General features: G+C 73.4%; 10 protein-coding genes. 9 read left to right on the forward strand and 1 reads right to left on the reverse strand.

Annotated elements, in window-relative coordinates:
• Positions 1 to 62 precede the first annotated feature (62 nt).
• The 3 genes from OG299_RS24425 (at position 63) to OG299_RS24435 (ending at position 4,857) form a co-directional block, all read left to right on the forward strand.
• On the forward strand, positions 63 to 2,369 hold the full coding sequence (locus tag OG299_RS24425) for a HelD family protein (RefSeq protein ID WP_266628856.1): 2,307 nt from the start codon (positions 63 to 65) through the stop codon (positions 2,367 to 2,369).
• A gap of 443 nt (positions 2,370 to 2,812) precedes the next feature.
• On the forward strand, positions 2,813 to 4,219 hold the full coding sequence (locus OG299_RS24430; protein WP_266628858.1) for an NAD-dependent malic enzyme: 1,407 nt from the start codon (positions 2,813 to 2,815) through the stop codon (positions 4,217 to 4,219).
• 356 nt (positions 4,220 to 4,575) lie between these two features.
• Positions 4,576 to 4,857, forward strand: coding sequence for an HU family DNA-binding protein (locus tag OG299_RS24435; RefSeq protein ID WP_030161324.1), 282 nt, complete (start codon positions 4,576 to 4,578; stop codon positions 4,855 to 4,857).
• 207 nt (positions 4,858 to 5,064) lie between these two features.
• Here the strand turns inward: OG299_RS24435 and murA are convergent, their stop codons facing one another.
• A complete protein-coding gene (gene murA, locus OG299_RS24440; RefSeq protein ID WP_327362623.1) occupies positions 5,065 to 6,411 on the reverse strand; it encodes a UDP-N-acetylglucosamine 1-carboxyvinyltransferase in 1,347 nt (448 codons plus the stop codon).
• Between the two features lie 288 nt (positions 6,412 to 6,699).
• On the opposite strand from murA, the gene OG299_RS24445 reads away from it, so the two are divergent.
• From OG299_RS24445 to OG299_RS24470, 6 genes are all read left to right on the forward strand, one after another.
• The gene (locus tag OG299_RS24445; protein WP_053784881.1) at positions 6,700 to 7,260 is read left to right on the forward strand and encodes a YqgE/AlgH family protein; all 561 of its coding nucleotides are present in this window, start codon (positions 6,700 to 6,702) and stop codon (positions 7,258 to 7,260) included.
• A gap of 29 nt (positions 7,261 to 7,289) precedes the next feature.
• A complete protein-coding gene (locus OG299_RS24450; protein WP_257556126.1) occupies positions 7,290 to 7,580 on the forward strand; it encodes a DUF3039 domain-containing protein in 291 nt (96 codons plus the stop codon).
• Between the two features lie 192 nt (positions 7,581 to 7,772).
• Positions 7,773 to 9,425 (forward strand): beta-N-acetylhexosaminidase, encoded by a 1,653-nt coding sequence (locus OG299_RS24455; protein WP_266628864.1) that lies wholly within the window; start codon positions 7,773 to 7,775, stop codon positions 9,423 to 9,425.
• Positions 9,426 to 9,864: 439 nt separating this feature from the next.
• A complete protein-coding gene (locus tag OG299_RS24460; RefSeq protein ID WP_266628866.1) occupies positions 9,865 to 10,767 on the forward strand; it encodes an FAD binding domain-containing protein in 903 nt (300 codons plus the stop codon).
• Positions 10,764 to 12,980 (forward strand): (2Fe-2S)-binding protein, encoded by a 2,217-nt coding sequence (locus OG299_RS24465; RefSeq protein WP_327362624.1) that lies wholly within the window; start codon positions 10,764 to 10,766, stop codon positions 12,978 to 12,980. The genes OG299_RS24460 and OG299_RS24465 overlap by 4 nt, the downstream gene beginning before the upstream one ends.
• Entirely contained in the window at positions 12,977 to 15,322 is a 2,346-nt protein-coding gene (locus tag OG299_RS24470; RefSeq protein ID WP_442817530.1) for a xanthine dehydrogenase family protein molybdopterin-binding subunit, read from the forward strand. The genes OG299_RS24465 and OG299_RS24470 overlap by 4 nt, the downstream gene beginning before the upstream one ends.
• Positions 15,323 to 15,470 lie beyond the last annotated feature (148 nt).

The raw sequence follows: 15,470 nt of genomic DNA on the forward strand, positions 1-15,470 counted from the left end.
CGGACAGGGTGCGGATTCGCGTACGGTTGACGGTCGCCCATGCACGTCAGAAGGGGGCCTTGGTGGCCGCGCAGAATGCCGCTGTCGACAGCACGGCGGATTCCGTCCGCGATCGGGAGATCGCGGTCGAGCAGACGCATCTTGACCAGGTGTACCGCCGCCTCGAGGAGAAGATCGACGAGGCCGAGTTCCTGATGAACGACGCGGCCAAGCGAGGTCAGGTCGGCACGCCCGGCGCGCTCGCCGAGCGCGACGCACAGGTCTTCCGGGCAGGCATCCACCTGAATCGGCTGAACAACGAGTTCGAGGACTTCCTCTTCGGCCGGATCGACCTGGTCCTCGGCAAGGACGGGGAGCGCGGCCCGGACGGCGCGTACACCTCCGTCCAGCCGGCCGACGACGCGATCCGCGAGGACCTCACCGCCGACATCGCCGAGACGCTCCACATCGGGCGCATCGGCGTGCTCGACGCCGACTACGCGCCGCTGGTCATCGACTGGCGCGCGCCGGCCGCCGCACCGTTCTACCGGTCCACGCCCAAGGACCCCGGCCGGGTCGTGCGGCGCCGCGTCATCCGCTCCAAGGGCCGCAAGGTGCTCGGCGTCGAGGACGACCTGATGCGCCCGGAGATCACCGCCTCCCTCGACGGCCGGGAGCTGCCCGCCATCGGCGACGGCGCCCTGATGGCCGCGCTCGGGCGGGCCCGTACGCACTCGATGCGGGACATCGTCTCCTCCATCCAGGCCGAGCAGGACATGGTGATCCGGGCCCCCGCCGCCTCGGTCGCCGAGGTCGCGGGCGGGCCGGGCACCGGCAAGACCGCCGTCGCCCTGCACCGCGCCGCCTACCTGCTCTACCAGGACCGGCGCCGCTACTCCGGCGGCATCCTGATCGTCTCGCCGACCCCGCTGCTCGTCGCGTACACCGAGGGCGTGCTGCCCTCCCTCGGCGAGGAGGGCCAGGTCGCCATCCGGGCGCTCGGCTCCCTGGTCGACGGCGCGGAGGCGACGACGTACGACGAACCGGCCGTGGCCCGGGTCAAGGGCTCCTCCCGCATGCGCAAGGTGCTCCACAAGGCCGTACGGGGCGCACTGGAACTCGGTGCCGCCCCCGAGCGGCTGCGCGTCGTGGCCTTCGGGCGGCGCCAGGAGCTGGAGGCCGACGAGCTGAACCGGATCCGGCAGAACGTGCTCAGTGGCACCGCGCCGGTGAACCTGCTGCGCCCGCGCGCCCGCAAGCTGCTCCTCGACGCCCTGTACTCGAGATCCGGCGGGGCCGGCCGGCACAGCGATCCGGAGCTGGCCGCCGAGCTGCGCTCCGCGTTCGACGAGGACATCTCCACCGAGGACGCCTTCATCGACTTCCTGAACGCCTGGTGGCCGGAGCTGACCCCGCGCGGGGTGCTGGCCGCGATGGCCGACGAGCGCCGGCTCGGCCGCTGGTCGCGGCGGGTCCTGAACCCGCGCGAGACCCGCCAGCTGGCGCGCTCGCTGCGCCGGGTGGGCCCGGACGGCAAGGGTCCGCTGTCGGTGCACGACGTGGCGCTGCTGGACGAGCTCCAGCTGCTGCTCGGCGCGCCGGCGCGGCCCAAGCGCAAGCGGCAGCTCGACCCGCTGGACCAGCTCAGCGGGCTCGAGGAGCTGATGCCGACCCGCGAGGAGACCCAGTGGGAGCGGGCGGAGCGGATCGCGGCGGAGCGTACCGAGTACGCGCACGTGATCGTGGACGAGGCGCAGGACCTGACGCCGATGCAGTGGCGGATGGTGGGCCGCCGCGGCCGGCACGGCACGTGGACGGTGGTCGGCGACCCGGCGCAGTCCTCGTGGACGGACCCGGACGAGGCCGCCGCCGCGCGGGACGAGGCCCTGGGGTCCCGGCCCCGCCGGCGGTTCACCCTGACGGTGAACTACCGCAACCCGGCGGAGGTCGCTGAGGTCGCGGCCCGGGTGCTGCGGCTGGCGATGCCGGGCATGGAGCCGCCGACGGCGGTCCGCTCCACGGGCCTGGAGCCCCGCTTCACGGCTGCCGGGGCCGATCTGCGCGCGGCGGTCCGGGAGGAGACCCGGCGGCTGCTGGAGCAGGTGGACGGCACGGTCGGCGTGGTCGTGGCCATGGACCGGCGTACGGAGGCCGCGGGCTGGCTGGCGGACCTGGGGGAGCGGGCGGTGGCGCTCGGCAGCCTCGAGGCGAAGGGCCTGGAGTACGACGCCACGGTGGTCGTCTCCCCGGCGGAGATCGGGGACGAGTCCCCGGCGGGCCTGCGCGTCCTGTACGTGGCCCTGACCCGCGCGACGCAGCAGCTGACGGTGGTCTCGACGGGCCGCGACGAGCCCGACGCGGCGGGCGTGCCCGCGCTGCTGAGGCCGTAGACCGGCCGGACCCGCCCCGTACGACCGGATGGCTCGCAGCCAACGGCGTGGTGGGGCGAGGTCAAGCCCCTGGAGGGGGATCGCTTCCGGCGATCCTTTGTTAGCCTGGGTACGGCACCGACTCGATCCAAGCCCCCGGGCCCAACCTTCGTCGCTTAGAGCGACCACTTGCCGCGAGGCGAGCATGGCGGGTCGGTGTCATAGACGTTCATACAGGTCCGCGCCCCTCGGTCACCGAGGGGCGCGGACCTTTTTCGTACGCGGCTACGCTTCCCCGCACCCCGTCTATCTCGTATGGTGGAAGTGTCTTTCCGAAATTTGTAGCTGGTTACCTTGTACTGGCTGGTAGGTGGGACGATCGGACAACAGGTCCTGCCGCACCCGGCGTGCAGCGGGACCCTGTGTGTACAGAAGAACCAGGGACAGAACAGAGGAACACGGCCATGGCAACGGCGCCCAGCGTCTCGTACTCGATGACGGTCCGCCTGGAAGTGCCCGCGAGCGGAACCGCGGTCTCCCAGCTCACCACCGCCGTGGAGTCTTCCGGTGGGTCGGTCACCGGCCTCGACGTGACCGCCTCCGGTCACGAGAAGCTCCGTATCGACGTCACCATCGCCGCGACCTCCACCGCGCACGCCGACGAGATCGTCGGCAAGCTCCGGGGGATCGAGGGCGTCAGCCTCGGCAAGGTCTCCGACCGAACCTTCCTGATGCACCTCGGCGGCAAGATCGAGATGGCGTCCAAGCACCCCATCCGCAACCGCGACGACCTCTCGATGATCTACACCCCGGGCGTCGCCCGCGTGTGCATGGCCATCGCCGAGAACCCCGAGGACGCGCGCCGCCTCACCATCAAGCGCAACTCCGTCGCAGTCGTGACGGACGGCTCCGCCGTCCTGGGTCTCGGCAACATCGGCCCCATGGCCGCTCTGCCCGTCATGGAGGGCAAGGCGGCCCTCTTCAAGCGCTTCGCCGGCATCGACGCATGGCCGATCTGCCTGGACACCCAGGACACCGACGAGATCGTCGCCGTCGTCAAGGCGCTGGCCCCGGGCTTCGCCGGCATCAACCTCGAGGACATCTCCGCGCCGCGCTGCTTCGAGATCGAGGCCCGCCTGCGCGAGGCCCTCGACATCCCCGTCTTCCACGACGACCAGCACGGCACCGCCATCGTCGTCCTCGCCGCCCTCACCAACGCACTTCGCGTGGTGGGCAAGGCAGTTGGCGACGTCAAGGTCGTCATGTCGGGGGCCGGTGCGGCCGGTACGGCCATCCTCAAGCTGCTCCTGGCGGCCGGCGTCAAGAACGTCGTCAGCGCCGACATCCACGGTGTCGTGCACGCGGACCGCCCCGACCTGGTCGACGCGGACGCCGACTCCCCGCTGCGCTGGATCGCCGACAACACCAACCCCGAGGGCTACACGGGCACTCTGAAGGAGGCCGTGGTCGGCGCGGACGTGTTCGTCGGCGTCTCGGCCCCCAACGTGCTGTCCGGCGAGGACGTGGCCGCCATGGCGGAAGGCGCGATCGTGTTCGCGCTCGCGAACCCGGACCCCGAGGTGGACCCGGCCATCGCCCGCCAGACCGCCGCCGTCGTGGCCACCGGCCGCTCCGACTTCCCGAACCAGATCAACAACGTGCTGGTCTTCCCGGGCGTCTTCCGCGGCCTGCTGGACGCTCAGTCCCGCACGGTGAACACGGACATGATGCTGGCCGCGGCGACTGCGCTGGCGGACGTCGTCGGCGAGGACGAGCTGAACGCGAACTACATCATCCCGTCGGTCTTCAACGACAAGGTGGCCGGCGCGGTCGCCGGAGCCGTCCGCAAGGCCGCCGCCTCGGCGATCTGACGCAGGGTCCGGCAAGGGGCGTGGGGGGCCGCTGTGACGGCCCTCACGGCTTGCCGATCCCGGCGCGTCGCGAGATGCGGGCCCGCCGGGCCGCCTCTAGGGTTGCGGGGATGCCCGCGAGGTCCGCGGTCCGCATCCACCAAGTGCGGACGGAGCGTCACCGCGGCGTGACTGTGGCGCTTTTCGTGTGACCCTGGCGGGTGCCGGATTGGCTTTCCCGCCGCTGGTGGGGGCAGGATGCGTAACCGGGCGAGAGGGTCTGACGTTCAGACCCGGGTCCGGGGACTGTCCGAGGGCCCTGGCAGCATCGGCTTCGATCTCACGCCTCTAAGGCAAGTTGAACACGGGAGTACAACATGAACCGCAGTGAGCTGGTGGCCGCTCTGTCCGAGCGCGCCGAGGTGACCCGCAAGGACGCCGACGCCGTTCTGGCCGCGCTCGCCGAGACCGTCGGCGAGATTGTCGCCAAGGGCGACGAGAAGGTCACCATCCCCGGCTTCCTGACCTTCGAGCGCACCCACCGTGCCGCTCGCACCGCGCGCAACCCGCAGACCGGCGACCCCATCCAGATCCCGGCCGGCTTCAGCGTGAAGGTCTCCGCGGGCTCCAAGCTCAAGGAAGCCGCCAAGGGCAAGTAGTCCGCCCTTGTGCCGAGGGCCGCACCGGCCCTCGGGACGGCAGCAGTACGCAGAGAACGCCGAAGGGCGGCCACCCGGGTGGGTGGCCGCCCTTCGGCCTGTCCAGGGGCCCTTGCAGGGCCTTGGCGGGCCCTTGCCGGGGCCGGCGGCGCGAGGTGCGGGCGCCGCACTCGGGGGCGCCCGCCTCGAACTCGCCTCGCAGACGCCTCAGACGAGGTCGCCGCCCGGGAGCTCGACCTTGGCTCCCAGCTCCACGAGCTTCTCCATGAAGTTCTCGTAGCCGCGGTTGATGAGGTCGATGCCGTGGACGCGCGAGGTGCCCTCGGCCGCCAGGGCCGCGATCAGGTACGAGAACCCGCCGCGCAGGTCGGGGATGACCAGGTCGGCGCCCTGCAGCTTCGTCGGGCCGGAGACGACCGCCGAGTGCAGGAAGTTGCGCTGGCCGAAGCGGCAGGCGCTGCCGCCCAGGCACTCCCGGTACAGCTGGATGTGTGCACCCATCTGGTTGAGGGCCGAGGTGAATCCCAGCCGGGACTCGTAGACCGTCTCGTGGACGATCGAGAGGCCCGCGGCCTGGGTCAGGGCCACCACCAGCGGCTGCTGCCAGTCGGTCTGGAAGCCGGGGTGCACGTCCGTCTCGAGCGCGATCGCGTTGAGCGGGCCGCCCGGGTGCCAGAAGCGGATGCCCTCGTCGTCGATCTCGAACGCGCCGCCGACGCGGCGGTACGTGTTCAGGAAGGTCATCATCGAGCGCTGCTGCGCGCCGCGCACGTAGATGTTGCCGCCGGTCGCCAGCGCCGCGGAAGCCCAGGACGCGGCCTCCAGGCGGTCCGGGAGCGCCTTGTGGTTGTAGCCGCCGAGACGGTCCACACCGGTGATCCGGATGGTCCGGTCGGTGTCCAGGGAGATGATGGCGCCCATCTTCTGCAGGACGCAGATGAGGTCCTCGATCTCCGGTTCCACCGCGGCGTTGCTGAGCTCGGTGACGCCCTCGGCCAGGACGGCCGTCAGCAGCACCTGTTCGGTCGAGCCGACCGAGGGGTAGGGCAGGCGGATCTTGCAGCCGCGGAGGCGCTGCGGGGCCTCCAGGTACTGGCCGCCCTCGCGCTTCTCGATGGTCGCGCCGAACTGGCGGAGCACGTCGAAGTGGAAGTCGATCGGCCGGCCGCCGATGTCGCAGCCGCCGAGGCCCGGGATGAACGCGTGGCCGAGGCGGTGCAGCAGCGGGCCGCAGAACAGGATCGGGATGCGCGACGAGCCCGCGTGCGCGTCGATGTCCGCAACGTTCGCGCTCTCGACGTGCGTCGGGTCGAGCACCAGCTCGCCCGGCTCCTCGCCGGGGCGCACGGTCACCCCGTGCAGCTGGAGCAGCCCGCGCACGACCCGGACGTCGCGGATGTCGGGAACGTTGCGGAGCCGGCTGGGTTCGCTGCCGAGCAGAGCGGCGACCATGGCCTTGGGCACGAGGTTCTTCGCACCGCGGACACGGATCTCGCCCTCGAGCGGGGTACCGCCATGGACAAGTAGTACGTCGTCTCTGTCTGTGCCGCTCATGAATCTCGCGTTCCGGAGAGGGGCTCCCCCGGCGAAGCCAGAGGAGGGTGGGCAGGGGGCCAGGGAAAAGGGTAAGGGGCGCGACCCCCTTGTTCGTAAGGTCGACGCGGCCATAGGACTGTCATGAATTAGCCACAACACCCTCAGTGCCCACCCCGTGGCGGAGTGTCGCATTCCGCCCGTACCGGCCCCGCGCGCTCCTTCCTGCTGCCGTGCGCCCTGAGCTGCGTTCGATCCGATCCCTCCGCCCGCTCCCCCTGAAGGGCGAATGTGCGAGATCATGTCGGCATGACCGAGGTGTCCTCCCTCACAGGGCGGCTGCTCGTGGCCACCCCAGCCCTCGCGGATCCGAACTTCGACCGCGCGGTGGTGCTCCTGCTCGACCACGACGAGCAGGGCTCGCTCGGCGTCGTCCTCAACCGGCCCACCCCCGTGGGCGTCGGCGACATCCTGCTGCCCTGGGCGACGCTGGCCGGCGATCCGGGCGTCGTCTTCCAGGGCGGCCCGGTGGGCCTGGACTCGGCCCTCGGGGTGGCCGTCATCCCGGGCGAGGAGGGGCCACTCGGATGGCGCCGCGTGTACGGGGCGATCGGCCTGGTCGACCTGGAGGCCCCGCCGGAGCTGCTGGCCGCGGCCCTGGGCTCGCTGAGGATCTTCGCCGGCTACTCGGGCTGGGGCCCGGGCCAGCTGGAGGTCGAGCTCGGCGACGGCGCCTGGTACGTCGTGGAGTCGGAGCCGGGGGACGTGTCCTTCCCGGACCCGGAGAGGCTGTGGCGCGCGGTGCTGCGCCGCCAGCGCAGCGAGCTCGCGATGGTCGCCACCTATCCGGACGACCCGTCGCTCAACTGACCCGCTCGGGGGTCGGTACCCTGGCTTTTATGAGCACTCTTGAGCCCGAGCGCGGGACTGGTACGGGGACCCTCGTAGAGCCGACGCCGCAGGTGTCCCACGGCGACGGCGACCACGAGCGCTTCGCCCACTACGTCCAGAAGGACAAGATCATGGCGAGCGCCCTCGACGGGACCCCCGTCGTCGCGCTCTGCGGCAAGGTCTGGGTGCCGGGCCGGGACCCGAAGAAGTACCCGGTCTGCCCCATGTGCAAGGAGATCTACGAGTCGATGGGTCCCGGCGGGGACAAGGACAAGGACAAGGGCGGCAAGGACAAGTAGGTCCGGTCCGTTCCGCCCCCTCTTCGGCAGGGGCGAGGCCCTCGAAGGCCCCCGATGCGCAGGTGCGCGTCCGGGGGCCTTTGCCGTGCCCGGGGGGAGGGTTAGGGTCGGCCGCAGCGCAGGCGTCAGGCGCGCCATGCGAAACGCGCGTTGCGCATACTGCAACGCCCGGACGGTGGAGGGGCCGAGGCCATGCCCGAGTTGATTCCGGAGCCGCGGTACGCGCGATTCGCCCGCGACGCCGGCACGTGCGTGCTGGACGATCCGCTGCTCGACGTCGGCCCCGGCGCCGAGGGCGCCGCCCGCTGGCTGCGCCGGGAGCTCGGCCCCGCCACCGGCTGGGAGCTGCCCGCGCCCGCGGCGGGGGAAGCCTGTGGCGAACGCGCGGTGATCCGGCTGGTGCTCCGCCCCGAGCTCGCGCGCAGCGTCGGCCCGGAGTCGTACGAGCTGCACGTCACGCAGCGGTGGGTGCTGCTCGAAGGCGCCGACCCGGCGGGCCTCTTCTACGCCGCGCAGACGCTGCGTCAGCTGCTCGGGCCCGAGGCCCACCGGCGCGCGCCCGCCGCGCCCGGCCGCGAGTGGCGGCTGCCGGTGGGAGGCGTCCAGGACGGGCCCCGCTTCGGGTGGCGCGGGATGATGCTCGACGTGGCCCGGCACTTCATGCCGAAGGACGGGGTGCTGCGGTACGTCGACCTGCTCGCCGCGCACAAGCTCAACGTGCTGCACCTGCACCTGACGGACGACCAGGGCTGGCGGGTCGAGATCAAGCGCCACCCGCGGCTCACCGAGGTCGGCGCGTGGCGGCCGCGCAGCCGCTGGGGGCACCGGGCCTCGCCGCTGTGGAACGAGACCCCGCACGGCGGCTTCTACACGCAGGACGACATCCGCGAGATCGTCGCGTACGCCGCCGAGCGGCACGTGCGGGTGGTCCCGGAGATCGACGTGCCCGGGCATTCGCAGGCCGCGATCGCCGCGTACCCGGAGCTGGGGAACACCGACGTCGTGGACACCGGCGCGCTGGAGGTGTGGGACGACTGGGGGATCAACGAGAACGTGCTCGCGCCGACCGAGGCCGTGCTGCGCTTCTACGAGGGCGTGTTCGAGGAGCTGCTGGAGCTGTTCCCGGCGGACGTCTCGCCGTTCGTGCACGTCGGCGGCGACGAGTGCCCCAAGGAGCAGTGGCGCGCGTCGGCGCTCGCGCAGGAGCGGATCCGGGAGTTGGGGGTGGACGGGGAGGACGGGCTGCAGTCCTGGTTCATCCGGCACTTCGACGGCTGGCTCGCGGAGCGCGGGCGGCGGCTGATCGGATGGGACGAGATCCTGGAGGGCGGGCTGGCGCCGGGCGCCGCGGTGTCCTCGTGGCGCGGGTACGCGGGCGGGATCGCCGCCGCCGAGGCCGGGCACGACGTGGTGATGTGCCCCGAGCAGCAGGTGTACCTGGACCACCGTCAGGCGGACGGTCCCGACGAGCCGATGCCGATCGGGTACGTGCGCTCGCTGGAGGACGTGTACCGCTTCGAGCCGGTGCCGCCGAAGCTGTCGCCGCAGGCCGCGTCCCACGTGCTGGGCGCGCAGGCCAACGTGTGGACCGAGGTGATGGAGAACCAGGGCCGCGTCGACTACCAGGTGTTCCCGCGGCTGGCGGCCTTCGCGGAGGTGGTGTGGTCCCGGCTGCCGGAGCCGGGCGAGCGGGACTACGCGGGCTTCGAGGCCAGGATGGGCACGCACTACCGGCGGCTGGACGCGCTGGGCGTGGACTACCGGCCGCCTGGCGGCCCGTTGCCGTGGCAGCGGCGGCCCGGGGTGCTCGGGCGTCCGATCGAAGGGGAGCCCCCGAACGTGTGACGCGGATGGGGACGGGCGGCGGCCGGTGGCCGGAACCTTTCCGCGCCCTCGTGTGCCCTTCCGCGCACCTCCCGTGCCCTCGCACGCCCCTTGCGCGGCGCTCGCGGGGGCCTCGTACGGCCTTCCGGACAGTTCGGAGCTGTTCGGAATCCTTCGGACTTCTGCGGAACTCCGGAGGCTTCCGGGACGTCCTTCGTCCTTGGGGGTTGTCGGGAACTCTTGCTCGATTTCGGTGTATTCGGCGAATACTTCCGATTCGGTTGATTCGGTGGATACGGGGGAAACCGGACGGCTTGGAGCTCCAGGGGGCGCCCGCCGGACCCTGGCGCCGGGCGGTGGGGAAGATGTGCCAGAGTTGCCACGTCCCGGCGGTGAGGACGTACCGTACGGCGGACAGGCGTGAGCGCCGGGACCGGGACATCGGGAAGGGGCAGCTGGGTTGACCACGCACGCACCGCATGCACTGCATTCATCTCAGGGGCCGCAGGCGGCGCAGTCCGTGACGCTGCCGGCCTCGCTCGACGAGGCCGTGGCGGCGCTCGCCGCCATGCCCGCTGCCGTGCCCGTCGCCGGCGGCACCGACCTCATGGCCGCCGTCAACGCCGGGCTGCTGCGGCCCGCCGCGCTGGTGGGCCTGGGCCGGATCAACGAGATCCGCGGCTGGCAGTACCAGGACGGGCACGCCCTGCTCGGCGCCGGGCTCACCCACGCGCGGATGGGACGGCCGGATTTCGCCGCTCTGATCCCCGCGCTGGCCGCGGCCGCACGCGCCGCCGGGCCCCCGCAGATCCGCAACGCCGGCACCCTCGGCGGCAACATCGCCACCGCCGCGCCGACGGGCGACGCACTGCCCGTACTGGCCGCGCTGGAGGCGATCCTCGTCATCCACGGCCCGGGCGGCTCGCGCCGGGAGATCCCGGTCTCGCACCTGCTGGCCGGCCGCGAGATGCTGCGGCCCGGCGAGCTGATCGGCTTCGTACGGGTGCCGCTGCTGCACGCGCCGCAGGTCTTCCTGAAGGCCACGGGCCGTACGGGGCCGGGGCGCGCCGTGGCGTCCGTGGGGCTCGTCCTGGACCCCGCGCGCCGCGGTGTGCGCTGCGCGATCGGCGCGGTCGCCCCGATGCCGCTGCGGCCGCTGGAGGCCGAGCAGTGGGTGGCCTCGCTGATCGACTGGGACGGGGGGCGGACACTGGCCCCCGAGGCGCTGGAGGCCTTCGGCGAGTACGTCGCGGCCGCCTGCGTGCCCGACCAGGGGGAACCGGTGGCTCCCGGTGTACTGCATCTGCGGCGGACGGTGGCCGTGCTGGCACGGAGGGCCCTGGGGAGGGCGCTGACCTCATGAGTGAGAACGAGAACGTGAGCGGAACGACGGGGGAGGCGGGTCCCGCGGGACCCGCAGGGCCTGCGGGCCGGACCGACGCCGGCTGGGGCTGGGAGCCGGTGCCGCAGGGCGGCGAGTACGACTCCGACGCGACGGCCTTCGTGAAGCTGCCGCAGGACATGCTGGACGCGCTCGGCACCGGTGAGCCGCTCGCGGCGCCCGGGCACGGCTACGTGCCGCCGCCGATGATCGTGCCGCTGGGCTCCGCCAGTGCGGATCCGGCGGCGACGGGGACGTGGGCGATCCCGGTGCAGTGGCCGGAGGCGGGAACGACGCCTCAGGCCGGTACGGGGGCCGGCGGCGGCGGTGGTGCGGGCGCGCCTGCTCCGGCGCCGGTCGGCGGGCCGATCCCGGCCTCGATCCCGATTCCGGCGTCGGTGGCGGCGGCGTTCGCGGATCAGCGGCAGGGGCAGGTTTCGGGCCACGGCCAGGAGTTCGGGCAGGGCCGGGCTCACGCCCAGGCCCAGGCCCAGGCCCAGGCCCAGGCCCAGGCCCAGGCCCAGGGTCAGGGTCAGGCTGCGGGGCACGGTCCGGCTTCGGCCGAGGCCGGGCACGATCCCGGCGCGACCGCCGAGTGGCGCTTCCCGGAGGCCGTGCAGGACTCCGAGCCCGTGACCACCGGCCAGTGGACCCTCCCGGAACTCGCCGAGGAGACCGGCGAGTTCCGGCGCGGCGGTCTGGAGGCCGACTGGAGCCAGGCTCCGGCGACGCTGCCGGGCGGAGCTGCGGCCCCCTGGGCGAGCCACCCCGACTTCGAGGCCGCGGCAGCCGCGCGTCCGGGTACCGCGGCGGATGCCGCTGCGGGTGCTGTTCCGGGTGCTGTGATGAGCTCGGGCGTGCTGCCCGACGCGCGGTCCGACGCGGATGACGCGGGCACCTCGGGCGCGGGCCTGCGGCGGCTCGGCGGCCCCGGTGTCGGCGGCCCCGGGCGCGGCCCGAGGGTGCTGGGCGGGCCCGGCGTGGGCACGCTCCCGGAGGGGGAGCCGGCGCATCCGGCTCCGCATGACATCGAGGCCGCCCACGGCCCGGCGGCCACGCCGGTCACGGCGGAGCGGCCGCATCCGGGGGCGGAGGCCCCCGAGCTGCCGGCGGTGGCCGTGGGCGCGCCCGGGGCGGACGCGGCCGGGGCTGCGGAGCCGGCCGCGGAGCGCGAGCGCGTGGTGAGCGCCGTCGCGGCGGCGGAGTACGCCCTCGCGGGTGGTCCGGGCGCAGACGGCATCGGCGGCGTCGGAGGCACCGGCGGCTTCGCCGAGCCCGGCGACACGAACGGGCACGGTTTCACGGCATCCGGCCACGGCGCCGCCGGGGCGGAGCCCGGGCCGGCCGGTGAGCCCGGTGAACACGGGTTCACGGCGGAGCCCGCCGGCACGGACGGGCGCGGCTTCGCAGCCGGGCCCGGACGCGGAATCGAGCCCGGCGAAGCCGGGGCTGCGGCCGCGCCGGGTGCGGACACCGCCGACAGCGCCGTGGCGACGCCGGACGCGGGAACGGCCGGAGGTCCCCCGATCGGGGGGCCGACGTACGAAGAAGAAGCGACTGCCGAGGCCGTCGCCCATCACGAGCACCCGCTGGCTTCCTACGTCCTGCGCGTCAACGGCGCGGACCGGCCCGTCACCGGTGCGTGGATCGGCGAGTCGCTGCTCTACGTGCTGCGCGAGCGCCTCGGCCTCGCCGGCGCCAAGGACGGCTGCTCGCAGGGCGAATGCGGTGCGTGCGCGGTGCAGGTCGACGGGCGGCTCGTGGCCTCCTGCCTGGTCCCGGCCGCGACGGCGGCGAGCAGCGAGGTCCGCACGGTGGAGGGGCTCGCCAGCGGCGGGGAACTTTCGGACGTGCAGCAGGCGTTGTGCAGGTCGGGTGCGGTGCAGTGCGGGTTCTGCGTGCCGGGCATGGCCATGACGATCCACGATCTGCTGGAGGGCAACCACGCCCCCAGCGAGCTGGAGACCCGGCAGGCCCTGTGCGGGAACCTCTGCCGCTGCTCCGGCTACAAGGGCGTCATCGAGGCCGTCCGCGAGGTCGTCGCGGAGCGCGGGGCGACGGCAGCGGCCGACGCGCCTGCGTCCGGGAGCGGGGCCGGGACCGGGAACGGGAACGGCTCTGGCCCGGAGGCGCGCATTCCGCACCAGGCGCCGCCCGGCGAGGGCGGGATCCACCACCACGGAGGCATGGCGTGAGCGGGCACGACGCGGCCACGGCAACGGCGACGGTAACGGTCTCCACGAGCGCTTCGGCCGCCGCGCCGCCCGAGGCGGGCGAGCAGGAGGTACCGCACGGAATCGGAGCCTCCGTACCGGCCGCCGACACGCGCGCCAAGAGCGAGGGCACCTTCCCGTACGCCGCCGACCTGTGGGCCGAGGGCCTCCTGTGGGCCGCCGTGCTGCGCTCCCCGCACGCCCACGCCCGCATCCTCTCCGTCGACACCTCCGCGGCCGCCGCCATGCCCGGCGTACGCGCCGTCGTCACCCACGCCGACGTCCCCGGCGCGACCACCCACGGCCGCCGGATCGCCGACCGGCCCGTCTTCGCGCACGACGTCGTACGCCACCACGGCGAGCCCATCGCCGCCGTCGCCGCCGACCACCCGGACACCGCGCGCCTCGCCGCCGCCGCGATCGCCGTCGAGTACGAGCTGCTCGACGCGGTGACGGACCCCGAGCAGTCCTTCGGGGCCCCCGCCCTGCACCCCGACGGCAACCTGATCCGGCACATCCCGCTCCGCTACGGCGACCCGGAGGCCACCGGCGAGGTCGTCGTCGAGGGCCTGTACCGGATCGGCCGCCAGGACCCCGCGCCCATCGGCGCCGAGGCCGGGCTGGCCGTGCCGCGGCCCGACGGCGGCGTGGAGATCTACACCGCCTCCACCGACCCCCACCTGGACCGCGACCTGGCGGCGGCGTGCTTCGGCCTCGAACCGGACCGCGTCCGCGTCGTCGTCACCGGAGTCCCGGGCGCCACGGCCGACCGCGAGGACGCGGCCTTCCAGCTCCCCCTGGGCCTGCTGGCCCTGCGCACCGGCCACCCGGTGAAGCTGGCCGCCACCCGCGAGGAGTCCTTCCTCGGCCACACCCACCGCCACCCGACGCTGCTGCGCTACCGCCACCACGCGGACGCGGACGGCCGCCTGGTCAAGGTCGAGGCCCAGATCCTGATGGACGCGGGCGCGTACGCGGACTCGTCCTCCGAATCGCTGGCCGCGGCGGTGGCGTTCGCGTGCGGCCCGTACGTGGTCCCGCACGCCTTCGTGGAAGGCTGGGCGGTCCGCACGAACAACCCCCCCTCCGGCCACGTACGGGGCGAGGGCGCGATGCAGGTCTGCGCCGCGTACGAGGGCCAGATGGACAAACTGGCCGCGGCGCTCGGCATCGACGGCGCCGAACTGCGCCTGCGCAACGTCCTGGCGACGGGCGACCTGCTCCCGACGGGCCAGACGGTCACCTGCCCGGCCCCCGTGGCCGAGCTCCTGCGCGCGGTACGCGATGTCGAACTCCCCTCCCTCCCGAAGGACACCCCGGAGGACGAGTGGCTGCTGCCGGGCGGCCCGGAGGGCGCGGGCGAGCCGGGCGCGGTGCGGCGCGGCGTCGGGTACGGCGTGGGCATGGTCCACATGCTCGGCGCGGAGGGGACGGACGAGGTCTCGACGGCGACGGTCAAGGTCGTCAACGGGTCGGCGACGGTCATCTGCGCGGCGGTGGACACCGGCCAGGGCTTCTCCACCCTCGCCCGCCAGATCGTCCAGGAGACGCTGGGCGTGGACGAGGTGGTGACGGCCCCGGTCGACACCGACCAGCCGCCGGCGGGCCCGGCGGCGCACGGCCGCCACACGTGGGTGAGCGGGGGCGCGGTCGAGCGGGCGGCCAAGATGGTCCGCACCCAACTCCTCCAGCCGATGGCCCACAAGCTGGGCATGTCGACGGAACTCCTCCAGATCCAGGACGGCCGGATCACCTCGTACGACGGAGCCTTCTCCACGACGGTCTCCGAGGCCATGGCGGGCAAGGAACTCTGGGCGACGGCCCAGTGCCGCCCCCACCCGACGGAGCCCCTGGACGGCGACGGCCAGGGCGACGCCTTCGTGGGCCTGGCCTTCTGCGCGATCCGCGCGGTGGTGGACGTGGACATCGAACTCGGTGCCGTCCGTGTGGTGGAACTGGCCGTGGCCCAGGACGTGGGCCGCATCCTCAACCCCCGCCAGCTGGAGGCCCGTATCGAAGCGGGCGTCACGCAGGGCGTGGGCGCGGCGCTGACGGAGAACCTCCGCTCGGCCTCGGGCCTGATCCGCCACCCCGACCTGACGGGCTATGCGCTGCCGACGGCGCTGGACGCCCCGGTGGTCCGCATCGTCAAACTGGTCGAAGAGCGGGACGTGGTGGCCCCGTTCGGGGCGAAAGCGGCCAGCGCGATCCCTGTGGTGACGGCCCCGGCAGCGGTAGCCTCGGCGGTACGGTCGGCCACGGGCCGCCCGGTCAACAGGCTCCCGATCCGCCCCTCGGCGGCGGTCGCGGCGCCCAACTCATGACCGTGTGACCCCCATTGCACGTGCAACCCCGAGCTTGGGGCTGTCGGAACCGGTCGCTAGAGTGATCGGTTAAGACGTAGTACGTGCGCGTGCGAACGGGTGCGAACGGGGACGGGGAGCAGCGGAAACGCTGCAACCACGGGGATTT

This window comes from Streptomyces sp. NBC_01296, assembly GCF_035984415.1.
In the GTDB taxonomy this organism is placed as follows: Bacteria; Actinomycetota; Actinomycetes; order Streptomycetales; family Streptomycetaceae; genus Streptomyces.